20 protein-coding genes and 1 riboswitch are annotated in these 25,113 nt (G+C 45.8%); of the genes, 13 read left to right on the top strand and 7 right to left on the bottom strand.

Annotated elements, in window-relative coordinates:
• From DI392_RS18300 to atzF, 9 genes are all read left to right on the top strand, one after another.
• A partial coding sequence (locus DI392_RS18300; protein ID WP_219930921.1) for a helix-turn-helix transcriptional regulator occupies positions 1 to 609 on the top strand: 609 nt, incomplete at its 5' end.
• Between the two features lie 283 nt (positions 610 to 892).
• Positions 893 to 1,891: a LacI family DNA-binding transcriptional regulator gene (locus tag DI392_RS18295; protein ID WP_245884147.1), complete on the top strand. Its 999-nt coding sequence runs from the start codon at positions 893 to 895 to the stop codon at positions 1,889 to 1,891.
• A gap of 206 nt (positions 1,892 to 2,097) precedes the next feature.
• Positions 2,098 to 2,196, top strand: a riboswitch (guanidine-I (ykkC/yxkD leader).
• 67 nt (positions 2,197 to 2,263) lie between these two features.
• Positions 2,264 to 3,340: a putative urea ABC transporter substrate-binding protein gene (locus DI392_RS18290; RefSeq protein WP_109321134.1), complete on the top strand. Its 1,077-nt coding sequence runs from the start codon at positions 2,264 to 2,266 to the stop codon at positions 3,338 to 3,340.
• 30 nt (positions 3,341 to 3,370) lie between these two features.
• Complete coding sequence (locus tag DI392_RS18285; RefSeq protein WP_109321133.1) at positions 3,371 to 4,192, top strand: ABC transporter permease; 822 nt, start codon at positions 3,371 to 3,373, stop codon at positions 4,190 to 4,192.
• Position 4,193: 1 nt separating this feature from the next.
• The gene (locus tag DI392_RS18280; protein WP_109321132.1) at positions 4,194 to 4,985 is read left to right on the top strand and encodes an ABC transporter ATP-binding protein; all 792 of its coding nucleotides are present in this window, start codon (positions 4,194 to 4,196) and stop codon (positions 4,983 to 4,985) included.
• Between the two features lie 10 nt (positions 4,986 to 4,995).
• The gene (locus DI392_RS18275) at positions 4,996 to 5,718 is read left to right on the top strand and encodes an urea amidolyase associated protein UAAP1 (RefSeq protein WP_109321131.1); all 723 of its coding nucleotides are present in this window, start codon (positions 4,996 to 4,998) and stop codon (positions 5,716 to 5,718) included.
• A 28-nt stretch (positions 5,719 to 5,746) separates the two neighbouring features.
• A complete protein-coding gene (locus DI392_RS18270) occupies positions 5,747 to 6,385 on the top strand; it encodes an urea amidolyase associated protein UAAP2 (protein WP_109321130.1) in 639 nt (212 codons plus the stop codon).
• Positions 6,386 to 6,479: 94 nt separating this feature from the next.
• Positions 6,480 to 10,073 (top strand): urea carboxylase, encoded by a 3,594-nt coding sequence (gene uca / locus DI392_RS18265; RefSeq protein WP_109321129.1) that lies wholly within the window; start codon positions 6,480 to 6,482, stop codon positions 10,071 to 10,073.
• Positions 10,074 to 10,089: 16 nt separating this feature from the next.
• Positions 10,090 to 11,856, top strand: coding sequence for an allophanate hydrolase (gene atzF, locus DI392_RS18260; RefSeq protein WP_109321128.1), 1,767 nt, complete (start codon positions 10,090 to 10,092; stop codon positions 11,854 to 11,856).
• Positions 11,857 to 11,993: 137 nt separating this feature from the next.
• Here atzF and nadE read toward each other — a convergent pair whose 3' ends face one another.
• Positions 11,994 to 14,090, bottom strand: coding sequence for an NAD(+) synthase (nadE, locus tag DI392_RS18255; protein ID WP_109321127.1), 2,097 nt, complete (start codon positions 14,088 to 14,090; stop codon positions 11,994 to 11,996).
• Positions 14,091 to 14,317: 227 nt separating this feature from the next.
• Here nadE and focA point away from each other — a divergent pair, with 227 nt between their 5' ends.
• Entirely contained in the window at positions 14,318 to 15,157 is an 840-nt protein-coding gene (focA, locus tag DI392_RS18250; protein ID WP_109321126.1) for a formate transporter FocA, read from the top strand.
• A gap of 115 nt (positions 15,158 to 15,272) precedes the next feature.
• On the opposite strand, the gene tkt is transcribed toward focA, so the two are convergent.
• Both tkt and tal read right to left on the bottom strand, forming a co-directional pair.
• Positions 15,273 to 17,267, bottom strand: a complete 1,995-nt coding sequence (gene tkt, locus DI392_RS18245) for a transketolase (protein ID WP_109321125.1) — start codon at positions 17,265 to 17,267, stop codon at positions 15,273 to 15,275.
• Positions 17,268 to 17,342: 75 nt separating this feature from the next.
• Positions 17,343 to 18,293, bottom strand: coding sequence for a transaldolase (gene tal / locus DI392_RS18240; protein WP_109321124.1), 951 nt, complete (start codon positions 18,291 to 18,293; stop codon positions 17,343 to 17,345).
• 427 nt (positions 18,294 to 18,720) lie between these two features.
• On the opposite strand from tal, the gene DI392_RS18235 reads away from it, so the two are divergent.
• The gene (locus tag DI392_RS18235; protein ID WP_109321123.1) at positions 18,721 to 19,701 is read left to right on the top strand and encodes a sugar-binding transcriptional regulator; all 981 of its coding nucleotides are present in this window, start codon (positions 18,721 to 18,723) and stop codon (positions 19,699 to 19,701) included.
• A gap of 362 nt (positions 19,702 to 20,063) precedes the next feature.
• Here DI392_RS18235 and moeB read toward each other — a convergent pair whose 3' ends face one another.
• Positions 20,064 to 20,810 (bottom strand): molybdopterin-synthase adenylyltransferase MoeB, encoded by a 747-nt coding sequence (moeB, locus tag DI392_RS18225; RefSeq protein WP_109321121.1) that lies wholly within the window; start codon positions 20,808 to 20,810, stop codon positions 20,064 to 20,066.
• 39 nt (positions 20,811 to 20,849) lie between these two features.
• Complete coding sequence (moeA, locus tag DI392_RS18220) at positions 20,850 to 22,085, bottom strand: molybdopterin molybdotransferase MoeA (RefSeq protein WP_109321120.1); 1,236 nt, start codon at positions 22,083 to 22,085, stop codon at positions 20,850 to 20,852.
• Between the two features lie 240 nt (positions 22,086 to 22,325).
• Here moeA and folE point away from each other — a divergent pair, with 240 nt between their 5' ends.
• Entirely contained in the window at positions 22,326 to 22,979 is a 654-nt protein-coding gene (folE, locus tag DI392_RS18215; RefSeq protein WP_109321119.1) for a GTP cyclohydrolase I FolE, read from the top strand.
• Positions 22,980 to 23,056: 77 nt separating this feature from the next.
• Here folE and DI392_RS18210 read toward each other — a convergent pair whose 3' ends face one another.
• Positions 23,057 to 23,236, bottom strand: coding sequence for a hypothetical protein (locus tag DI392_RS18210; RefSeq protein WP_109321118.1), 180 nt, complete (start codon positions 23,234 to 23,236; stop codon positions 23,057 to 23,059).
• A gap of 387 nt (positions 23,237 to 23,623) precedes the next feature.
• Between DI392_RS18210 and DI392_RS18205 the strand changes: the two genes are divergently transcribed.
• Positions 23,624 to 24,238 carry an acyl carrier protein phosphodiesterase gene (locus DI392_RS18205; RefSeq protein WP_109321117.1) on the top strand — a complete coding sequence of 205 codons (615 nt, stop codon included), beginning with the start codon at positions 23,624 to 23,626 and terminating at the stop codon, positions 24,236 to 24,238.
• Positions 24,239 to 24,253: 15 nt separating this feature from the next.
• On the opposite strand, the gene DI392_RS18200 is transcribed toward DI392_RS18205, so the two are convergent.
• The gene (locus tag DI392_RS18200; RefSeq protein ID WP_109321116.1) at positions 24,254 to 25,027 is read right to left on the bottom strand and encodes a TetR/AcrR family transcriptional regulator; all 774 of its coding nucleotides are present in this window, start codon (positions 25,025 to 25,027) and stop codon (positions 24,254 to 24,256) included.
• Positions 25,028 to 25,113: the final 86 nt, after the last annotated feature.

The raw sequence follows: 25,113 nt of genomic DNA, 5'->3' as shown, positions 1-25,113 counted from the left end.
CACCTTAGCTTTAAACTCAGGAGAGTGGTTTCTACGTTTTCTAGTCATAATCTGCTCCAGTATTTCTGGGTACTATCAAAACAGATCAATCACTTAAAGTCATGTCCGAAAATCGGGGGCCACTTCTATCAGATTATCAATGAGTCTTCGAACAATAAAGAATTGAAATTTTTTAAAGAAGCGGCGGCAGCGGGTTTGTGCAGTGGTATGAGTGTACCGGTACACGGCAGCCGTGGTGAATTTGGCATGCTGAGCTTTGCGTCTCGTAAACCCATTGCGGATATCTCTGACAAAGCGATAAATAAAGCGATGCTGTGGGCGCAAATTGTTGCTCCAATAGCATTTTCACGAATTGTCGCTTTGGTGGGATACAGCCCTAACTTTAACGCTTTAACTCCAAGGGAAAACAGTGCTTTGCTTTGGGCGGCAGAAGGGAAAACCACTTGGGAAATAGCCCAGATTTTAGAATGCTCAGAGAGAACGGTCTTCTTTCATATTGATAATGCGACAAAAAAACTTCAGGCTGCGAATCGCTATCAGGCCATTAGTAAAGCGATTTTATTAGGCTATATTCAGCCGGAAATCACTTCGAACGATACTGAAAAATAATATGAATCTAAAAACCTGTCGGATTTCGCAGGTTGTTATTGTTACTGAGTTGTATAACACTTAGCACTGTTAAGCATAAACCAGATTTTAGCTAACAACGTCAATGGCAACTCAAAAAAAGCACACTAAATAAGTAGAAGTGGCATAAATAGATAGACCCGATAAAAACCATTAATGGTGAGTTACTAACCACTGTAGAGCATGAGTGTGGTCATGTTCACAGTGGTTTTTTTTATTCCGGAAAGGTAATATTTGGCTTCGGAAGTGGAAAGGACCATCAGTAGTGAAGAAGAAAATGACGCTCGCAGAAGTTGCTGAACTCGCGGGTGTTTCTAAGTCAACGGTCAGTTTTGTGTTAAATGGTCATGCCGAAAAGCACCGGATAGCTCCCGAGACAGTGGAAAAGGTGATGTCTGTAGTCAAAGAGCATAACTATGCCCCCAGCCTGTATGCCCGTGCTCTCAAATCCAAACGAACTTACACTATTGGCCTGGTTATCCCCGATTTATCCAATATGGGCTTTGCAACGATAGCGAAAGAGCTGGAAAGGTTGTGCCGGGAAAAGGGATATCAGACACTGATAGCGTCTTCTGAAGACGATAAGAAAGAAGAAATACAGGCGGTGAACAGTCTGATTAGTCGTCAGGTGGATCTGCTGATGGTAGCTTCCTGTATGCCTGATGATAAGTTTTATCTAAAAGTAAATAAAACACTGCCTGTGATACTGTTTGACAGGAGAATTCCGGAGACAAACCTTCCCTATGTTGTGACAGGTGCAGAGGCTGCAACGGAAAGTGTTGTTAGCAGGTTATTGGATGATACTGTCAGAGAATGCTTCTATTTTGGCGGTACTTCATTGCTTTCTCCCGGACGTGAGCGTCTCGCCGGTTATCGACTGGCATTAAAAAAAGCCGGACTTCCTCCTTGTTCCACCTGGATTTTCCATCGTGACTATCATCCGGAATCCGGTTACCTGATGATGAAGGAGTGTGTTGAAGGTTTAGGCCGGTGTCCTGAGGCATTGTTTACGGCCTCTTACTCTATCCTGGAGGGAGTCCTCCGGTATTTGACTGAACAGGGACTATTAGATACCCGTATGAGGCTGGCGACGTTTGATAACTATAATATTCTGGACTGTCTTCCTGTCGCGATTGACTCGGTTGAACAGGACTATAAGGAGATGAGCCAGCACCTCTTTTTCTGTATGCAGAGTCTGCTGAATGCAACGGAGTTGTCAGAACCACAAAAAGAGTTTCCTGCAAGGATTCATAGTCGTCGTTAAGTAGAGAAATAGTCTTTAGACATTGCACTTTTATGGTGCATTTGTGCGCTGTTATGGGATGCACTATGAGTTTTTCTAAATGATTTGACTTTAACTGCATGAAAAATAATAAAATTAAAAACAGGCACACCATTTGCTAGATACAAAATAAGTTAAGCGTAAGAGCATACTTAATAGTATTTCTATACACTGGCTACAATTTGCCAAAAATAGACATCTAGGGTTCCGGCTGATGATTTCAGTGTCTGGTCCAAGAGTTGTCAACCTCTTCTGAGGTCACACGGAGGGATAAAAGCCCGGGAGGCCAACCAATAGTATTGGTTATGTCTCTTGTGCTTATATCAAACCGTGACTCACAGTGGAGGTGACCCCATGAAATCATTCTTTAAGAAAAATCTAACAACACTGGCAATGTCTGCCACTCTTCTTTCTGCTCCTTTATTCGCGCCGGCCGTTCAGGCTGAAGAAAAAACTGACTTTACCATTGCCTGGTCGATTTATGTTGGCTGGATGCCTTGGGACTACGCTGATTATGCCGGTGTTGTTGATAAGTGGGCAGATAAATATGGCATCGATATTGATGTTGTTCAGGTAAATGACTACGTTGAGTCTATCAACCAGTTCACTGCTGGTCAGTTCGATGCAACGGTAATGACCAATATGGATGCTCTGACCATCCCTGCAGCCAGTGGTGTGGATTCCACTGCTGTTATCGTCGGTGACTTCTCAAACGGCAACGATGGAATAGTACTGAAAGGTGATAAGTCTCTGGCTGATATTAAAGGTCAGAACGTTAATTTGGTTGAACTTAGCGTGTCTCATTATCTGATGGCCCGAGGCCTTGAAAGTGTTGGCATGTCGGAAAGAGATGTGAAAGTCGTTAACACTTCTGATGCCGATATCGTCGCGGCTTTCAGTACTGACGATGTGTCTTCTGTTGTTACCTGGAACCCTCTTCTGAGCGAAATTACTTCTCAACCTGACACTTCTCTTGTTTTCGACTCTTCAGATATTCCAGGTGAAATCATTGACCTTCTGGTCGTGAATACTGAAACACTGGAAGACAACCCTAAGCTGGCTAAAGCGCTGACAGGTGCATGGTACGAAATTATGTCCACCATGACATCTAAAGATAAAGGCGATGAAGCCAAGACCTATATGGCTCAGGCGTCGGGAACGGATCTGGCTGGCTATAACCAGCAATTGGCTGCGACAAAAATGTTCTACAACGCGGCTGAAGCCGTTGAGTTTACTCAAAGTCCTCAGTTAACCGACACCATGCAAAAAGTCAGCGAGTTCTCATTTGATCACGGTCTGCTGGGTGAGGGTGCTCCGGATGCAACATTTATTGGTATTGAAACACCAACGGGTGTGTACGGAAATTCAGCTAACATTAAGCTGCGTTTTACTCCTGAATACATGCAGATGGCCGCGGAAGGCAAACTTTAAGTTTCACGAACCTGTTCAACTGGAGTTGTTATGACCAAGCTTATAAACAAAAAGCCTTCGCGTCATGGTCGTTTGATGCTGGGAATACTGCCATTTGCTATTGCTTTAGCCGCTTATGTGGTGGCATCAGATGCCAGGCTGGCTGCTAACTCAGCCGATAAGTTACTGCCAGCATTTAGCAGCTTTTTTGAAGCGATTGATCGTATGGCATTTACACCAAGCAGAAGAACCGGCGAGTACCTGATGTGGTCTGATACGCTTGCCAGTTTAATCCGTCTTGGTATAGGCATTGGATTTAGTGCTCTGATTGGACTAACTATTGGGGTGGCAAACGGTATGTTGCCCCTTGTCCGCTCATCGTTATCTCCTGTTGTGACGGCTATTTCTCTGATTCCGCCAATGGCAATACTACCCATACTCTTTATCAGCTTTGGCCTGGGCGAACTGTCCAAAGTGGTATTGATTATTGTGGGGGTATGCCCGGTGATCATCCGGGATATGCAGTTAAAAACCCAGAGTTTACCAGAGGAGCAACTTATTAAGGCGCAAACTCTGGGAGGAAACAGCTGGCAGATCATTCAGCGGGTCGTTCTGCCACAAATTTTTCCAAGACTTATCGAATCGGTTCGCCTGACTCTTGGTAGTGCATGGCTATTTTTGATTGCAGCGGAAGCTATCGTTGCGACCGAAGGTTTGGGTTACCGGATCTTTCTGGTCAGACGGTATCTGGCGATGGATGTGATCCTTCCTTATGTTTTTTGGATCACCATTCTTGCTTATACGATGGACTGGTTGCTAAGACAATTGTCGCTGAAGTTAAGCCCTTGGTATCACCAGGCTCAGGGGGAATAAAATGAATAAAGATGTGCCTATTATCCAGATTAACAACTTATGGAAAGAGTACGGTGAAAACATTGTTCTGGAACGTCTGAAGCTTGATGTAAAAGAAGGTGACTTTGTCAGTATTGTCGGAGCGTCTGGCTGCGGAAAAACCACGTTTCTGAACATGATGCTGGGTACTGAAAAGCCATCCCGTGGAGAAATTTTACTGGATGGAGAGCCATTGAGTTGTGAGCCAAGCGTAGAAAGGGGCATTGTTTTTCAGAAGTATTCTGTGTTTCCGCATCTTACTGCTCTTGAAAATGTCATGATCGGTCAGGAATTTGAGGCCGGTGGTATAGGCAGCACATTTCTGGGCCGTAGCTTCGGTGACAAAAAGAAGCAAACTGAGCAAGCCGCTAAAGCGATGCTAGAGCAGGTTGGTTTGGGGCACGCGTTGCAAAAGTACCCACACGAACTATCAGGTGGTATGCGTCAACGCCTTTCGATTGCACAGTCTCTGATTAAGAAACCTCGGATTTTATTACTTGATGAACCATTTGGTGCTCTTGACCCGGGTATCCGCAAGGATATGCATGAATTGATAAAAAGCCTGTGGCAAGAGCAGAAGCTAACGGTATTTATGATTACCCATGATCTGAGTGAAGGCTTCTATCTTGGTAACCGCCTGTGGGTATTTGATCACGTAAGACATGATGAACAGGCACCTGAGCGTTACGGCGCACAAGTGACGTTTGATATTGATCTGGACAAACCATCTGCTGCAGATTCTATCTCTCAACAGATTATAAAGAAAATTGCTTAAGGAGGACGCAATGTCGTCAACTAAGGAACCTATTTTTACAGATACTATTCCTGGTGCTTCGCACTGGTCAATGGTCGTTCCAAAAGGGCATACGGTCAAATTTACCGATGTTGAAGGTGGAGCGAACCTTAGCGTACTGTTCTATAACCCTAAAAACCTGTTAGAGCGTTATAACGCACCAGACACTCTGAAATGCCAGCACACATTTAAGTTATCAACGGGTAACTGTCTGTATTCTGATATGGGTCGTATTTTTGCTTCTGTTGTTCGTGATGATACCGGTTGGATCGACACCGTATGTGGCGTGTCGAACAAGCAGAAAGTCGCAGGTAAATGGGGTGCCCGTGATTATCAGAACGCCCGCAACCTATGGATGCAAAATGGCTACGATGCTCTGCTGGTGGAGGTGGCTAAGTATGGACTGGGCAAGCGTGATCTCGCGGCGAACCTAAACCTGTTCAGCAAAGTCGCTACTGATGCAGAAGGCAACTTTATCTTTAGTGAAGGCCACAGCAAAGCTGGTGACTCTATTGAACTGCGTGTTGAAATGGAAACATTGATTGTGTTGACAAGCTGTCCTCACCCATTGAACCCGGCAGAAGAGTATCCGTTCAAGCCGGTAGACATTGCTGTCAGCAAAGCGGAAGAGATGACAGCGGATGATGTTTGTCTGAATTCCTGTGAAGAGAATGGTCGTGGTTTTGAAAACAACCGCCGCTATCTGGTCGCTTAATCACCCGGCTGCTAACAAGGAGTAAAAAATGATTGTCGAAAGTCAACTTAAAGTAGAAAACGCATCGCAACGTGACGTGGTACCAGCTGGTGATTACTACATGAAAGTAGTTAAAAAAGGCCAGACTCTACGTATTCTGGATATGGAAGGTAACCAGGCTGCTGACACCCTGTTTTATAACGCAAATGATCCTGCTGAACGTTACAGTGCTGTTGATACTATCCGTGAGCAAGGAAATGTTTATCTGACTACCGGTACTAAAATTCTGTCTGATCAATGCAATGTGATGCTGGAAATTGTTGCTGATACCTGTGGCCGTCATGACACACTGGGTGGTGCCTGTGCGACAGAAAGTAACACCGTACGTTATGCTATCGAGAAAAAATGCATGCACGCCTGCCGTGACAGCTGGTTATTAGCCGTTGCAGAGAATGATCAATTTGGCATGGATAAGCGTGATATTACCCACAACATTAACTTCTTTATGAACGTACCTATTACAGAAGAAGGTGGCCTTACATTTGAAGATGGTATTAGTGCTCCGGGCAAATACGTCGAGCTGAAAGCCCATATGGATGTGATTGTTTTGATGTCAAACTGCCCACAGTTAAATAACCCGTGTAATGCATACAACCCGACTCCTGTTGAAATGCTGATCTGGGACTAAGCAAACAAAAATCCATATCGACGAATGAGCAGGGGACGACCCCAATCCACGCTCAGAGCTAAACGGGACGACCCGATTAACGGTAGATAGAGTTATGTTTGATAAGGTATTGATAGCAAACCGTGGTGCAATAGCGTGCCGTGTGATCAGAACATTAAAGCGATTAAATATCAAAAGTGTGGCAGTTTTCAGTGAAGCAGATGCACACAGCTTGCATGTGGTTCAGGCAGATGACGCTTATAGTTTAGGAGAAGCCGGTGCAGCCACAACTTACCTTGACCAGTATAAAATTATCCAGATTGCTAAATCATGTGGAGCACAAGCTATCCACCCTGGATATGGTTTTTTAAGTGAAAACCCTGAGTTTGTGCAACTCTGCGAAAATGAGGGCATTGCTTTTCTCGGCCCTACGGCTCAGCAAATCAATGCGTTTGGCCTGAAACATTCGGCACGTGAGATAGCGACTAACGCAAATGTTCCGTTATTGCCGGGTACCGGCCTTTTAACCGATAAAGATGAAGCGCTGAAAGAGGCTGAAAGTATTGGTTATCCGGTCATGCTGAAAAGTACTGCCGGTGGCGGTGGTATCGGTATGCAGTGTTGTTACAGTGCTGATGAATTGTCAGATGCGTTTGAATCAGTTAAGCGTCTGAGTGAAAACAACTTCAGCAACAGCGGTGTTTTTCTGGAAAAATTTATCGAGCATGCCCGTCACATCGAAGTTCAGATTTTTGGTGATGGTAAAGGCAAGGTGGTTGCACTTGGTGAACGTGACTGCTCGGCTCAGCGCCGTAACCAGAAAGTGATTGAAGAAACACCCGCACCGAACCTTTCAGAGGAAACCCGTGCGGCTTTGCAACAAACGGCCATCCGTCTAGCAGCAGCGGTTAACTATCGAAATGCCGGTACCGTAGAGTTTGTTTTTGACCAGAAAGAACAACGATTTTATTTCTTAGAAGTGAATACCCGTCTTCAGGTAGAGCATGGTGTTACCGAAGAAGTCTTCAGTGTCGATTTGGTTGAATGGATGGTTAAGCAGGGGGCGGATGAACTGGATCTTACTGCGGCAGAAACCGATTTGACGTCACAGGGTCACTCAATTCAGGTCAGACTGTACGCTGAAGATGCAAACAAGAACTTTCAGCCATGCGCAGGCCTGCTAAGCCATGTCGAATGGCCTTCCATCGACGGCCTAAGAGTAGAACATTGGATTGAAGCCGGGGTTCAGGTTTCTCCGTTTTTTGACCCTATGCTGGCGAAACTGATCGTACACGCGGAATCGCGGGAATCTGCGCTGGAAAAGCTTCAGCAGACGCTGAATGAGTTGTCCGTCTATGGTATTGAACATAACCAGTTTTATTTAAAACAGTTACTATTAAGCTCTGAAGTACAAAACGGTACCGTTCTGACTCGTTCCCTTAATAGCTTTGTTTATCAGCCAAAGAGTATTGATGTGGTAAGCGGTGGTACTCAGACGACCATTCAGGACTACCCGGGACGTAAAGGGTACTGGCATATCGGTGTGCCACCTTCAGGGCCGATGGACTCACTGAGTTTCCGTCTGGGTAATCAGCTTCTGGGCAATGATAAAAGCTCGGCAGGGCTGGAGATTATTATCAGTGGCCCCACTCTGAAATTTAATACCGGAAAATATATTGCGCTGACGGGTGCAGAGATTCAGGCCACACTGGATAACCAGCCGGTTGCTATGGGTAAAGCGGTTAAAGTTGAAGCCGGTCAGACACTAAAACTGGGTAAAGTCACAGGTGCTGGTGCGAGGACTTATTTAGCCGTTGAAGGTGGTCTGCAATGCCCTGATTATCTGGGCAGTAAGTCTACCTTTACTCTGGGTCAGTTCGGTGGTCATGCCGGGCGAGCGCTTCTGGCGGGTGATGTTCTGCATTTGGATGCTTCTGCGGCTAACGATACGCTTTCCGGTGCAGAAGTTGAACTTCCAGAGTTCGCTGATACCTGGCAGATCCGGGTGATGTATGGCCCTCACGGTGCGCCTGATTTCTTTACCGATGAGGATATTAAGACTTTCTTTGATGCTGAGTGGAAAGTGCACTTTAACTCAAGCCGTACCGGTGTACGCCTGATTGGTCCTAAACCTGACTGGGCACGTACTGACGGAGGGGAAGCGGGGCTTCATCCATCAAACATTCATGATAATGCTTATGCAGTCGGTACCATCGACTTTACCGGAGATATGCCGGTGATCCTGGGGCCTGACGGACCGAGTCTTGGCGGCTTTGTGTGTCCGGTTACCATTATCAAAGCTGATCTATGGAAAATGGGTCAGCTGAAAGCCGGTGATAAAGTGAGCTTTACTCCTGTTGCGCTGGAAGAGGCGGAAAAAGCGGAGAGAGAGCAGCTTGCTCAGGTAGAAAAGCTTGAAATTAAAGAGAGTGAATTAGTTGCTGCAGAAATAACCACGCCAATCATCAAAGAAATTCCGGCTGATGTTCACGGTGTGAAAGTGGTTTACCGTCCGAGTGGTGAAGATTTTCTTCTGGTTGAATATGGTCCTCAGGTCCTGGATATTCGTCTGCGTTTCCGCGCACACGCTCTGATGCTGAAACTTGAAGAGATGGGCCTGGAAGGTGTTGAAGAGCTGACTCCGGGTATCCGCTCTTTGCAGATCCATTACAACAACCTTGTTTTGCCTCGTTCTGAATTGCTGGAAAAACTAGAAGTAATGGAAGCGGAACTGGACAATATTGATGAGCTTGAAGTTCCGGCTCGTGTGGTTCACCTGCCTCTGTCATGGGATGATGAAGCAACTCGTCTGGCAATCCGTAAGTACGATGAAGTAGTACGTAAAAATGCACCTTGGTGTCCGGATAACATTGAATTTATCCGTCGTATTAACGGGCTGGATTCTGTTGAAGACGTAAAACGTATCGTATTTGACGCAAGCTATCTGGTTATGGGGCTGGGAGATGTGTATCTGGGTGCTCCGGTAGCCACTCCGATGGATCCGCGTCACCGTCTGGTGACAACCAAATATAACCCTGCACGAACATGGACACCGGAAAACGCCGTGGGTATCGGTGGTGCCTATATGTGTGTATACGGTATGGAAGGTCCGGGTGGTTATCAGTTTGTGGGGCGCACTCTGCAGATGTGGAACCGTTACAGACAAACAGAAGTATTCGATAAGCCATGGCTGCTGCGTTTCTTTGACCAGATCCGTTTTTACGAAGTCAGTGCAGAAGAATTGCTGGAAATCCGCGAGAAACATCCGTTAGGGCAATACCCGGTAAAAATCGAAGAAACGACGTTCTCTCTGGCAGAGTACGACGCTCTGGTTGAAGAGCATGGTGAAGAAATTAATCAGTGCAAGGAAAGACAACAGAAAGCCTTTGAAGCGGAACGCCTGCGTTGGGAAGAAACCGGTCAGGCAAACTTTGTGGCTGAAGAAGCAGTGGAAGTGTCTGGCGATGAGCTGGAGCTTGCTGAAGGGCAAGAGGCGATTGAAGGCCATGTGGCCGGTAATATCTGGCAAATCATGGTAGAACCGGGTCAGAAGGTGAAAGAAGGCGATGTGGTTATGATCCTTGAGGCGATGAAGATGGAACTTGAAGTCTGTGCTGGTGTATCTGGTGTCGTTGACCATATTTGCCATGAGGCCGGCTCTCAGGTTCATGCGGGACAACCGCTGGTTATTTTGAATACATGCGCGTAATCACAGGGAGACGATAATGATGCCATCAACCATTAAGCAGTTAATTGAAGCCTATCGTTCCGGCGAGATCTCTCCTTTTAGCTTTTTACAGGAGAAACTGGAGCAGGCCAGAAGTGATGACCGTAATGCATGGATAAGTTGCATTTCCGATGCACAGCTGCAGACCTATGTAGATGCGTTACGGGAAAAGGATAGTGATACGCTGCCTCTTTACGGTGTGCCTTTCGCCATTAAAGACAATATTGACCTTGAAGGTCTGCCGACAACGGCTGGCTGTAAGGAGTATACCTACGAGCCTGAGTCATCCGCTTTTGTGGTGGCTCAACTGATTGCCGCTGGTGCAGTACCTCTGGGAAAAACCAATCTGGATCAGTTTGCAACCGGGCTGGTAGGTACACGTAGTCCATGGGGAGAAGGGAAAAACAGTTTTAACCCTGACTATATTTCCGGCGGCTCCAGCTCTGGCAGTGCAGTGAGTGTGGCGACCAATCAGGTCTTTTTCTCTCTGGGAACAGACACGGCCGGTTCAGGACGTGTACCGGCTGCATTTAATAACCTTATGGGACTAAAAGCGAGTAAAGGTCTGCTTAGCTGTACCGGTGTCGTTCCCGCCTGTAAGAGTTTGGATTGCGTAACATTCTTCGCCCGCAATGCTGACGATCTGTCTCTGTTGTACTCCGTTGCAGCGGTGTATGACGAGCAGGATTGTTATGCCAGACCAACACAAGCACCGATACAGCCTGTTTCAGGATCATTTAATGGTCTGAAGGTCGGGATCCCTGCTGCAGAGCAACTGGCCTTTTTCGGTAATGAAGAGTATCAGACTCTGTTTGCAGAAACGCAGACCCGCATGAAGGAAATGGGCGCTGAGCTGGTTCCTTTTGATCTGCAGCCATTTATTGATGCAGCAAAACTGCTTTATCAGGGGCCTTGGGTGGCTGAGCGCTATGCAGCAGTTCAGACATTTTTTGAGGAACAACCAAAAAGCTGTTTACCGGTTATAGAAACTATTATTGGTGGTGCCACATCGTTTTCAGCGGCAGATACGTTCAAAGCTATGTATAAGCTACAAGCGTATAAAGTTCAGTGCGACAAATTGCTGTCTGAAGTTGATATTGTGATGACGCCGACTGCCGGAACTATCTACACCATCAACGAAGTGAATGCGGATCCGATTACACTGAACAGTAATCTGGGTTACTACACCAACTTTATGAACCTGCTGGATTACTGCTCAGTCGCTATTCCTGCCGGGTTTACTGATGCTGGTTTGCCATTTGGTGTGACTCTGTTTACACGAGCTTTTGCCGATCCGGCGCTGCTTTCACTGGCGAAACAGTGGCAGCAGGACAACGGGCTGGTTCTTGGTGTTGACGGGCGTAATTCAGCATCCAAGACAATGGATTTGCTAGTGTGTGGGGCTCATATGGAGGGGTTGCCACTGAATGAACAACTGACCTCTTTAGGCGGTGTTCTGAAAGAAAAAACGTCTACTTCAGCAAAGTACAAAATGTATAAGCTGGCCGGAGGTCCTCCGTTCAGACCGGGTGTGGTCCGGGATGAAGAACAGGGCACTGATATTGAAGTAGAAGTATGGGCCATTTCGACAGGCAGTATTGGGGCCTTGCTTGCGCAAATCCCTCATCCCTTGGGGCTGGGTTCAGTGGAACTGGTATCCGGTGAGTGGGTAAAAGGCTTTATCTGTGAACCTATTGGTATACAAGGGGCTCAGGATATCAGCGAGTACGGTGGCTGGCGCGGCTTTCTTAACTCTGAAAGCTAAAAACTAGCGTAAGTTTTCTATTTTTGAGAAACCTGCCTCTTTGAAAAGAACACACCGCACCTATTTAATTGGTGCGGTGTTTTTATACCATCCTGATAAATTTCTGATAAAAGACTCCACTTCTATTAGGGCGTGCCCTAGTCAAAAAGCTCTTTCAGATAAGCAATCTCTTCCTGATACGGGTTGCCCAACAGTGGCATTCGGCGGTCTGCTTTTGGATCCAGAGAGTTGATTTCAATGTGGAAGGACGGAGCCTGACGGTCTCGTTTCCACTGATTGCGGACAAACATAGTGAAATATTTCACTATGCAACGGGCGACAAATTCGGCTTCGTACTCTGTATCTTCAATAATAATGGTTTCGAAGATCTCCAGTGGTGTGAGGTTGTTCTGTAGCTGCAACATCAGAATTCTGTCCAGCAGGGCATAAGGCATCAGATCGTCTTCATCCTGTTGTTCCTCAGGACGAAGCTCTGCGGTTGGCTTCTGGTTGTTGATATAGCTTAGTGCTTCCAATCTGGCGAAGTTATTGTTTTCCACATACGTTAAGTCAATACCGTACTTTTCCATCCAGGAAAGGATTTTCAGGATTCTTGATTTTGTCACACCAGAAATAGGAGCCAGAACGCCGGAGGTATCACCATCTTGTGTGGCATAACCCAGGCTGGCTTCAGACAGGTTGCTGGTGGTCAGCAGCAGGCTGTTTTTCAGGTTGGTCGCCCCCCAGATCATTGGCGAGCGGGTTCGGGCCTGAATGTTCTGGCGAAAGATATCGTGATCTTCCCAGGTAAAGGTGATGCCGGTTTCTTCACTCAATACTTTTTCATATTGCTCAACGACATCAGTAATAGGGAAGTTGTAATGAGTTGAGCCAATGTATTCCGCCAGCTTTGTCGCTGCAGTAAAGGTTACTTTGCCACTGTTGGCACTTGGCTGGTAAGCCGTTTGCAAAAAGTTGGACATGACGGACTTTTCTACCTGCTCAATATCAATGGTATCAATATCATCCTGAATATCATCGTCAGCAAAACGGAAAAAATAACTCTCTTTTAGGGAAAGGCCCTTCGTCTTAAACTCATGCAGTTCAAATTTCACCGCCATTGCAACCAGTGTTGCGACCAAACCTGAATCGGCACCACCACTAAGAGACAGAGTATAACCATTGGTATTGGTTTTTTTAGACCAGTCACGCAGGCCAAGCGATATTGCCCGCACGGCTTCTTCATGCTCAAGGTATGGGCTGGTTTCCCATGCCGCGACGGTACTCGCTTCTGTGTGGGTAGCAGTGAGGTCGCTAAGAAATGACAGCGAGTCTGGGGTAAATAACGGAGTTGGGTTCTTTGTATCCAATCTGATGATGTAGTTATCCAGGTTATGTTGCACTTCGGAGTAACGCTGGCTGCTGATGGCTTTCGTCACCCGACTGCTGTTATTTCTGATCACGGAGGTGATGACTTCGCATGGGGTATGATGAAAACGGGGCCCCTGATTCAGGATCTGTCCGGAGTTAGCGATAAGACAGCCACCGTCGTAGACGGCACGCCCGGAGTCCACGCCGTTCAGGTTGGCAAACAGGTAGTTTACACCGTAGGTACGGCTCGATTCCTTTACCAACTGCTGGCGAATATTAAACTTTGAAATAGCAAAATGGCTGGCACTTGGATTAGCGATGATGTCCACACCCAAATCAAAATAGTGAGAGGCGATGCGCTTGGCGACCCAACTGTCTTCGCATACCTCAATTCCCAGCAGAAAACCATCAATATCAAATACAGGGGTTCCGACAGGGATGGTGACTTCTTCACCGTTAACAGAGAACGTATGTTTAAATACATCCGTCTGGTTCCAAGGGGTAAACCAGCGTTGCTCATAATGAACGCCGTTAGAGGCCAGATTCTTTTTGAATGTAACCCCACACACTTTTCCATTTAACAGGATGGCGACACCGTTAAACAGCTTGCCACTATATAAATAGGGCAGACCAACTGAAACGGCAATGCCCGGCGGAAGATCAGTCGCTAGTTTAAATAACTTTGAAAGCGCAGTATCAATAATGCTCATATAGCTAAAGTTATCTTCCAGCCCGTAACCGGTCAGGGACAGTTCGGGAGTCAGTAAAAAGCTGGCACCGCAGTCTTTGGCTGCTACTGCTGCATCAATAATATTGTTGATATTACTTTCGAACTCTCCGGCTGTCTGGTTCAGACTGGCTGCACTGACCTTCATTGTTTTCATATTCTGTCTCGTAACTATTCATGGTTTCACATCGTGACAAAGTAATTTTAGTTCCTTTGCAACCGGAATCATACCGTCTTTTATACGTTTTAAGGTGGGTTTAGGGTTGCTGGGGAGACAAGGCATAATGCTGCATAAAAATTCACTTGAAAAAAGTATGTGTTAGGAGGATCATCCGCACCAGAAAAATTATAACCATATTTTTAAAATTAACGAGAGCTACAAAAATGAATAAGTTTGATTCTTTATTACCGCCGGAAATGGCCGAGCGGGCTGCGGAAGCCGGGGTGGGTAAAGCGACCAAAGACCCGATAAAGTCTTTGTTGCTTGCTATAACAGCCGGTGTTCACATTGGTATCGCGTTTCTTTTTTACACCACGATAACAACAGGCAGCGAAGACATGGCGTGGGGGATGAGCCGGTTTGTCGGCGGTCTGGCTTTTAGCCTTGGTTTAATCCTTGTTGTGGTAACTGGCGGTGAGCTTTTTACCAGTTCAGTACTGACCGTTGTTGCCCGCGCGAGTGGTAAAATCAGCTGGAAGAGTCTGGGGATTAACTGGCTGGTGGTTTATCTGGGCAACTTCATTGGGGCGATGTTGCTGGTAGGTATTATGCTGGTATCTAAACAATATATGTTTGACCACGGGCAGGTTGGTATCAATACCATGCACATTGCCCAGCATAAATTACACCATGACTTTTGGGCTGCGGTTGCACTAGGCATTATGTGTAATGTACTGGTATGTATTGCGGTATGGATGACATTCAGCGGCCGAAGCCTGACTGATAAGGTTATTATCATGATCCTGCCTGTCGCCATGTTTGTATCTTCCGGTTTTGAACACTGTATTGCTAATATGTTCCAGATCCCAATGGCAATTGGTATTAAAACCTTTGCATCTCCGGAGTTCTGGCAGGCAACCGGTACAACCGCGGCAGAATTTGCTGATCTGAATATTGCTACTTTTGTCGTTCATAACCTGATTCCGGTTACCATTGGTAATATCATCGGTGGTGGTTTGTTTGTCGGACTGGGTTACTGGCTTATCTATCTGAGAACGAAATAATTTCTCCCTTTTTATAACACCTTTTCTATAAGCCGGATAAATATAAAAAGCCCCCTTCCTATCCTTGGAAAGGGGGCTTTTATTTTAGTCAGAAACAAAAGCTTCCAATATATGATTAAGCCAGAATTTCTTTTGCTTTCTTAACAACATTTTCTACTGTAAAGCCGAACTGTTTGAACAGTTCACCAGCAGGAGCAGATTCACCAAATGTCGTCATACCAATAATTCGTCCATTCAGGCCGACGTATTTGTACCAGTAATCAGCAATACCCGCTTCAATAGCAACGCGAGCTGTCACATAAGACGGCAGTACCGATTCACGGTAAGCCGCATCCTGAGCATCAAACAGATCCGTAGATGGCATAGATACCACGCGTACTTGTTTGCCTTCTTCGGTCAGCTTAGCTGCTGCTTCTACTGCCAGTTCCACTTCGGAACCGGTGGCAATAAAGATAAGTTCTGGCTTGCCTGCGCAATCTTTCAGCACGTAAGCACCTTTAGCGATGTTCGCTACCTGCTCAGCATCACGCTCCTGCTGCGCCAGGTTCTGGCGAGAGAAGATAAGAGACGTCGGTCCATCTTTACGCTCGATAGCGTATTTCCATGCTACCGCAGATTCGACCTGGTCACACGGACGCCATGTGCTCATGTTTGGGGTCACACGAAGAGACGCCATTTGCTCAACCGGCTGGTGAGTCGGGCCGTCTTCACCCAGACCGATTGAATCGTGTGTGTAAACCTGAATGTTCTGCACCTTCATCAGCGCAGCCATACGCATCGCATTACGGGCGTATTCCATAAACATCAGGAAGGTCGCGCCGTAAGGGACAAAACCACCATGCAGGGCGATACCATTCATGATGGCAGTCATACCGAATTCACGAACACCGTAGTGGATGTAGTTACCGGAGAAGTCTTCACGAGTCAGAGACTTAGAGCCAGACCACATAGTCAGGTTAGAGGGAGCCAAGTCAGCAGAGCCACCCATAAACTCAGGCAACAGCTTACCAAACGCTTCCAGTGTATTTTGTGACGCTTTACGTGAAGCGATGCTTGCAGGGTTCGCCTGTAGCTCGGCAATAAATGCATTGGCTTGTGCTTCCCACTCAGCAGGCAGATCACCGTTTACGCGACGCTTAAATTCAGCCGCCAGTTCAGGGTATTCAGCAGCATAAGCAGCAAATTTCTCGTTCCACGCTTTTTCTTTTGCCGTGCCAATTTCCTTGGCATCCCACTCAGCGTAAATTTCAGACGGGATTTCAAACGGTTCATACTTCCAGCCCAGGAATTCACGAGCTGCTGCGATTTCATCGTGACCCAGAGGAGCACCGTGACAGTCGTGAGAGCCTGATTTATTCGGAGAGCCAAAACCTATCACAGTTTTACAGCAAATCAGGGTAGGCTTATCCGTTTCGGCTTTTGCTGCTTTGATGGCTTCATTGATCGCTTCAGGGTCGTGACCATCAACAGCCGGAATAACATGCCAGCCATACGCTTCAAAACGTTTAGGTGTGTCGTCGGCAAACCAGCCTTCGACTTCACCATCGATAGAGATACCGTTATCATCCCAGAATGCAACCAGTTTACCCAGGCCCAGAGTCCCCGCCAGAGAACAGGCTTCGTGAGAAATACCTTCCATCAGACAGCCGTCACCCATAAAGGCATAAGTGAAGTGGTCAACGATGTCGTGGCCATCTTTATTAAACTGAGCCGCTAAAGCCCGTTCGGCCATAGCCATACCTACGGCATTAGTGATGCCCTGACCCAGCGGGCCGGTAGTAGTTTCAATGCCAGGTGCATAACCGTATTCTGGGTGACCCGGTGTTTTTGAATGCAGTTGACGGAAGTTTTTCAGATCATCAATAGACAGGTCATAACCTGTCAGGTGTAACAGAGAATAAAGCAGCATAGAGCCGTGACCATTAGACAGTACAAAGCGGTCGCGGTCAGCCCAGTCAGGATTCTGCGGGTTGTGGTTCATGTGGCTGCGCCAAAGCACTTCAGCAATATCCGCCATGCCCATTGGGGCACCAGGGTGACCAGAGTTCGCTTTTTGTACACCATCCATGGCCAGAGCACGGACAGCATTCGCTAATTGTTTACGTTCCATAGTAGTTACCGGTTTTAAAAGTTAAATTTAAGCGGGCGCAAAACGCGCCCGTTCTGTAATGAGTTATTTTAGGAATTAAAGTTTCGCTTCGATCATTGCTTCCAGCTTTCCCTGGTCGATAGTAAAGTTACGGATACCTTCAGCAAGCTTTTCTACCGCCATTGCATCCTGATTGTGTTCCCACATGAATTCAGAGTGAGTCATTGCCGCAGGGCGCTCTTTAATGTCACTTGCAGGCGTCAGTTTTGTCACTAGTTCGCCTTTAGCCTCTTCCAGCTCCTGAAGAAGTTGAGGGGCGATAGTCAGGCGGTCACAGCCAGCCAGCTCCAGAATTTCACCGATATTGCGGAAGCTAGCCCCCATTACCACAGTGTCATAGCCGTGTTCTTTGTAGTAGTTATAGATGGTTGTTACCGACTGTACGCCCGGGTCTTCCTGTGCTTCAAAGTCGCGTCCTTCTTTAGCTTTGTACCAGTCCATAATACGGCCAACAAAAGGAGAAATAAGGAAGACACCCGCTTCAGCACATGCCCGGGCCTGAGCAAACGAGAACAGAAGAGTCAGGTTACAGTTAATGCCTTCTTTTTCCAGAACTTCACCTGCACGGATACCTTCCCAGGTGGAAGCCAGCTTGATAAGGATACGGTCATTAGAGATGCCTGCATCATTGTACAGTTTTACTAACTTCCGAGCTTTTTCTACGCTTGCCTCTGTATTGAAAGAAAGACGGGCATCGACTTCAGTAGATATGCGTCCCGGTACGATCTTCAGGATTTCTTTACCAATATTCACTGCCAGCATATCGCAGGCATCTTCAATTTGTTGGGCTTTATCGCTGCTCTGGGTCTTAGCATATTCAACAGCCTGATCAATAAGCGGTGCATAATCCGTTATCTGAGCCGCTTTCAGAACAAGAGAAGGGTTAGTGGTTGCGTCTTCTGGCTGATATTTCGCGATAGCTTCAATATCGCCCGTATCGGCGACAACAGTGGTTACTTTACGAAGTTGCTCTAATTTGTTGCTCATATTGGTGATCCTATCTATTCAACGTTCCTGGGCATTTGTTTGTTGGTTAATCAATAATCACTATTCACTAACCCTTAATTTTTTGACTTAGACAATTGTTACATGAACATATGATTAATGTCTGAGTAATTGATGTATCCAAATTAGCTGATCTATATTAGAAGTCAATCACACTAACGAGATAAAAGTGATAATAATCAACTTTTGGCCTTTTTTATTACGTAATTTGAAGTGTATAAACAGTTTTAGGTTAAATGTTGTGAAAGTTAATGTTCTATTACACGTGAAATCACACTGAGCACTTGTAATGGTTGGTGTCATTTGTAATGGTGGGTGCAAATGTATATCTGTCATAATAATGAGCGCATGTTCAGCATGGGTTTTCTCTGTGTTAGTATTTCTGCAGACAAATGGTTTGGATATGAGAATGACTAATCAGATTCAGGAGATATCAGAGCAAAGTACGGATTTGCTTACTGAAATTTCTGTCGCTTACTATCAGGATGGCGCAACGCAGGAGGAGATTTCCCGAAAGTTTTCTATTTCTCGTGCGAAAGTCGGCCGTATGCTTAAACAGGCAAGAGACGAGGGTATTGTTGAAATTACGGTTAAATATCATCCCGTTTTCAGTGCAAAAATCGAACAACGCCTGGTTGAACAGTTCGGTGTCAAACGAGCCTTAATTGCTTTGGATCAGCCAAATGAAGATGAACAGAGAACCCAAGTGGCCGGGCTGGTCTCAAACTACCTTTCCAGCAATTTACGTGATGGTAATGTGATTACGGTGGGTCAGGGTCGAAATGTATCGGCTGTTGCTCACCATATCGGCGTTATTACGCCGCGCGATTGTAAGTTTGTGTGTGGAATAGGTGGCATTCACCCCAGAGGGGGCATGTTTAATGCGGATCATATTTGTCGACAGTTAGCCAAGAAATATGGCGGTACTTCAGAAACCTTATATGCCCCTGCTTATGCTGAAAATAAAGAGCAAAAACAAGTTTTTATGCAAAATGCGACGGTTAAGCAGACACTGGATCTGGCACGTAAAGCCGATGTGGCACTAGTCGGAGTCGGAGATATGAGTGAGAACAGCTATATGGTCGATCTCGGTTGGTTTACGCCGGAAGAAGTGGTGCAATCGCGTTTACAACAGGGGGTGGTTGGAGACTTTGCCGGACATGACTTTTTTGATGTAAAAGGGCAAACAGCTCATACCGTGATGAGTAATAGAGTCATTGGTCTGAGTATTGAAGAGTTTCGGCCAATTTCAGAAGTGATCGCGATTGCAGCTGAAAACAGTAAGCCTCTGGCACTGCTTGGCGCATTAAGAACAGGGGTGATTGATGTATTGGCGACCAGTGTAAGTAATGCTCTGACCGTATTAAACTTAGATGAACAGATGAAGTAGGTCTTAACTCAGGACGCGGTTGCCTGGTTTTGTTTCCAGACACACAACTGTATCCAAACACTTTCAAGTTCGCTTAATTCTTCTCTGGTCAGCAGAGAAATGCTGGAACTTGACTCAGTTCTTTGCGTTGCTGCCTGTATATTTGCATGAAAGTCTTTTTTCAGTTGAGAAATTTTTTTCAACGAGGAAACATTGGAATCCATCTGTACTGCACTCAGGTAGAAGAATCATATTAGATATCAATAGATTGCCAGCAGTACAGGATCCTGCAAATAAAATGTAGGATCCGGTGATCGAGATCACACTTTTTGTGTGATTTACTTATTTCTGACCAAAAACTGTATCCATTTTAACCGTTTAGCTCAGGAACAAACCGGGCAGGATGGATTTTTAGGCAATTTGAGGTTCTGCCAGGTCATGGTTAAGGCATCTAAAAGCAGCAATTTCCCTTTCAGGGGGGATCCATAATTGGCTAAGATCTTAATGGCTTCCGTCGCCTGAACTGCGCCAACTATTCCCACCACAGGCGACATAACCCCGCTTTCTACACAGGTAAGTAATGTTTCGCCAAATAAAGTACTCAGGCAATGATAGCAAGGTTCATCTTTTTCATAAGTAAAAACAGAAACTTGTCCTTCCATACGAATCGCTGCTCCGGATACGAGAGGGGTTTTCGCTGTATGGCAAAGCCTGTTAAGTTGATTTCTGCTTTCGATATTATCGGTAGCATCCAGAACCAGAGAATGGCGTTGGATCAAGGAGAGCATAGGATCATCGTCAAGACGTTGATCAATGGTTTCTACCACCAGATATGGATTCATTTTGCGCAGAGAAGCAGAGGCAGAATCTACTTTTTTCTTTGCAATGTCTTCGTCGGTATGAAGGACCTGGCGCTGGAGGTTGGACAGTTCAACACTATCAAAGTCGACAAGCGTCATTTTACCAATACCAGCACAAGCCAAATATTGGCTGGCAGTACAACCGAGTCCACCGGCACCAACAATGAGTACTGATGCCTGCTTCAGTGCCTCTTGTCCTTCAAAGTCAAAACCTCGCAGAGTGATTTGACGGTTATAGCGAAGCAGTTCCTGATCTGAGAGAATTTCCATAGAGAGTGATTAATATCCCGGATTGATACAACATAATGATTAAAACATAGTATGGTTAAAAAGCTCGATTTGCACAGTGTCACCTTTTTCGACCGCACCACGATCACTTTCCAGAACCACAAAGCAGTTTGCAAGACTCATAGAACGAAACGCACCGGAGCTCTGATTGCCTGTGGTATCCACTTCAAAACGTCCATTCTTTACAGTGTAAACTCCGCGCTGGTAATCGGTCCGGCCCGGTTTTTTCTTAAATGCGGTTTTGGTGATGGCCGGAACAGAGACCGGGGGTTGCCACAAAGAATGCCCACCGAGTTTTTCTATCAGCGGCTGAACTAATACATAGGCTGTTACAGCCGCAGACACAGGGTTTCCTGGCAGACCGCAAAACCAGGCGTTATCCAGCTTTCCGAACGCAAAAGGCTTGCCCGGCTTAATTGCTAATTTCCAGAAATTGATTTGACCGGATTCTTCCAAAATTTCCTTGGTGTAGTCTGCTTCTCCTACACTTACTCCTCCGGAAGTCACAACCAGGTCTGCGGCCATCTGTGCTTTCGTGAAGGTCTGGCGCAGTCTTTCCGGGTCGTCAGGGATAATGCCAAGGTCAATGATTTCACACCCATATTTCTCCAGCATGATTTTCAGACCGTAACGGTTACTGTCATAAATCTGCCCTTCTTCGAGAGTGGAATCGAGAGGTCGCAGTTCATCGCCGGTAGAAAAAATGGCCACTTTAGGTTTGGTATAGACGGAAACGTCTGAAATGCCCAGTGAGGCAAGTATAGGAATATCTCGTGGCGTCAGCCGGGCCCCTTGTTCCAGAACCAGATCGCCTTGCCGGATATCGTCTCCGACCGGGCGGATATTCTGTCTTTCTTTTACGTTCTGAATATGGAAATGAATACCTTGATCTGTTAACTCGGTCTCTTCCTGCATAATAACGGCATCACACCCTTCGGGAATTTTTGCCCCGGTCATAATACGGATACAGGTACCCTGAGGCCAGTCACCCTTGAAAGGCTGGCCGGCAAAAGCTTTTCCTGCCAGCGGTAAGAGCGGGCTTTCTTTTAAGTCGTGTCGGCGTACGGCGTAACCGTCCATGGCAGAATTATCGAAAGGCGGGACAAAGAGAGGGGAAAGAATATCATCGGCTAATACATAGCCGGAGGCCTGATCCAGGGGTAAAGATACCGGGGTTTGCTGATTCGTAACAGATGACAGCATTCTGTTCAGTGCAGTATTGATAGGCATAAGTCCTGGCTGGTCGCAACAGCTCATAATATTCCCTTGGTTGTCTTCATTTATGTTCTGGTAATTTAGCATAAGCGATTTTGATAAAGATGCGAATGTAATCTGACTTTTCTTTTCCGGAAGATAAATTGTCTTAACTTACAGAAAGTAGCAGCTTATCAGATAAAAAATCCCTAAAGCCATACAGAAATATGGGTGTAATTATGCTGGAATGCGAGTATCCTTGTCAGCCATCCGAAAGAGGTAATCAGAGTTAAGGAGAAACGTATGTCGGGTATCAGTGAGTCAGCACAGCAGGTAAAAAATGCACTGGCGGAGCGAGGGCTCGAAACTCCTATGCAGGTGAATGATTTCACTCGGGAAGAGAAAAAGTCACGTATTGAATACCATATGCGTGAAGTTTTACAACTTCTTGAATTGGATCTTACTGATGACAGTCTGGAAGAAACTCCAGGGCGCATCGCTAAGATGTTTGTTGATGAAATATTCTCTGGTCTGGATTACAGAAACTTCCCTAAGATTACGGTTATCGAAAATAAGATGAAGGTCAGCGAGATGGTGAGTGTTAAAGACATCACGGTCACGAGTACTTGCGAACATCATTTTGTGACTATCGATGGTAAAGCAGCTGTGGCTTATATTCCGCGTGGGAAAATTATCGGACTGTCTAAAATTAACCGTATCGTGCGCTTTTTTGCCCAGCGCCCTCAGGTGCAGGAGAGAATGACCCAGCAAATACTGGTGGCATTACAGACATTACTGGAAACGGATGATGTTGCTATCACCATCGATGCGACGCATTACTGTGTAAAATCACGTGGTGTGATGGATGCTACCAGTGAAACGACAACAACAGCACTGGGCGGAACTTTTAAATCCAACCCATCAACCAGGCAAGAATTTCTGTACGGTCTGCGGTAAGTAAACCGGTCAGAATAAACAGAGACCCTGCGTAGCTCTTTTTCTATCGTTACGGCATATAGCAGGGTCGGTATGTTTCATTCGTCATCCCACATATAATCTTCGAGTGCGTATGGATCGTCATCCAGAACATGAGCCATACGTCCTCGCAGTTGTTCAAGCTGGTTTTCCAGCATATTCATTCGCTCATAATCACCGTCTGAGTAGGCAATATAGATTTGCTGTTCCAGATCTTCAATTTTTTCCCGAATGTTCATATCTTCCCCCTTGTCAGAGCTGAGAAAACATTACGAGCCTGATAATGACTTAATAAGAACATTATCAGTAACCAGTGGCTTCATTAGCGAGTATAGCTCAGGATTTTATTGGCTAACAAAATTCTTCCGGTAAAGGTTTGATGCAAACGTTTACTATTCGCTTTTCTATTTTCAAGGCTGGTGTTCTTCAAAAAATTGTCATATAAGGGGGTTATCTCTGTGAGGATGACGCCCTAGAGCACCATATAGTTCAAAAAAGCCGCTCTGGTGCTCACTATTTAAACTATATGGCACTCTAGACAACGGCTGGCTTTTTTGAGCAGTTTCTTGCTTCCTTGTGGCGTTACCTTTATGTTGTGCGTTTCATTTATTATTTGACAGGTTGTTTTGAATTTTCTTGCCCATATCCATATAGCCGTTAACTGTGGTAGTGATATCAGCGGTAACCTTCTTGGTGACTTTGCTAAAGGTGATCCTTCTGGCAGATATCCGGATGATATTGTTCAGGGTATAAAACTGCACCGCTTTGTTGACGGCTATACAGACGCTCACCCCTGCATGAAAAACGCTAAGTGTTTATTTCCTCAACATCTCCGGCGTTTTGCTCCTATCGCTCTGGATATGTTCTGGGATCACTGCCTGGCATCTCGCTGGAGCCAGTTCTCTTCACAAGGCACATTATCGGACTTTGTGACCTCGGCCGAGTGCAATGTGCGTGAAAGGTATGCTCAAACAGAAAAAAATGTAAATTATCCTGAAAGTTATGTTCGGGTAACAGAACGTATGTGGCAGTATAACTGGCTGGAATCATATGCCCGGCTGGAAGTGATTGAACTGGCACTAGAGCGTATGTCGCAAAGAAGCCGGAGAATGGCGAAACTGGCAGAATGTTTTACCTATATACAGCAGAATTACGATGAGCTGATGGATCTATTCGGCCAGTTATACCCTGATGTGTTAGAAGCATCTGAAGAGTTTTTCCATCAGATGAAAATTAAGTAATAAGTGTCAGATGGATTACTGAGAAGAGTCAGATTCTGAATGCTCCAGTGTTGAAGAGAACTCCTCAACACAACAACAATGCTTCCAGCAGGCCGCCATCGGCAGTAAAAGCTCTTCCAGAGTCGTAGGGTGGAGCATCTTTTCCTCTGCAATACAAAGTGAGCTGGCCGAGTACCGGTTGAATAGTTCCCAGTGGTCAAGCAGACATTGCTGTGGGTCCTTACCGTATTCCATCCAAATGGCTTTCAGCATTGGCGTCAGGCTGATAGCTGCATGTGCAGAGCTGATCATTATCCATTTCTGTTCAGCCAGCTCAACTTTATTGTTCGGGTGAGCAGCGTTAAATTCGTCAGTTAATTTATTGAAAATAAGTGATAATTTTCCATTTTTATCAATGAAATAATCGAAAAATTCACCTTCCTGTCGGATTCCGTCGGCAATAAACTGTATGGGCTCTGGTACCAATATCAGATGAGCCATCATCCGAATGTCAAATTGATACATGAGTTCATTTATCGGGGTATTCTCCGGAATTTGACTGAGCAGATCCAGCATATATTTTTCCATATAGTCATGCAGCTTATCGCTAATAGCGAACCAGATCTTTTCTTTGCTACCAAAATGATGTCGGATCAGGCTGTGTGATACACCTGCCTGTTCACTGATATTTCTTAGTGATACCCGTTCATAACCTGATTCACAGAACATCTTAGTGGCCGTCATCAGGATCTGAAATTTTGTCTCGTCAGCAGTCTTTGCGCTGCGTCTACCTTGTTTTCTTTCTGTCATTGCTCTCACTTTCCGTTATTGCACTTATGTTTTAGCAAAATTCAGTGAAAACGTCACGAAAAAATATTGTCCACCTGGAAAATAAA

The organism is Vibrio albus, from assembly GCF_003144035.1.
Lineage (GTDB): Bacteria > Pseudomonadota > Gammaproteobacteria > Enterobacterales > Vibrionaceae > Vibrio > Vibrio albus.
The sequence above is the reverse complement of the archived record's forward strand: the minus strand, read 5'-3'. Positions and strand labels throughout refer to the sequence as shown.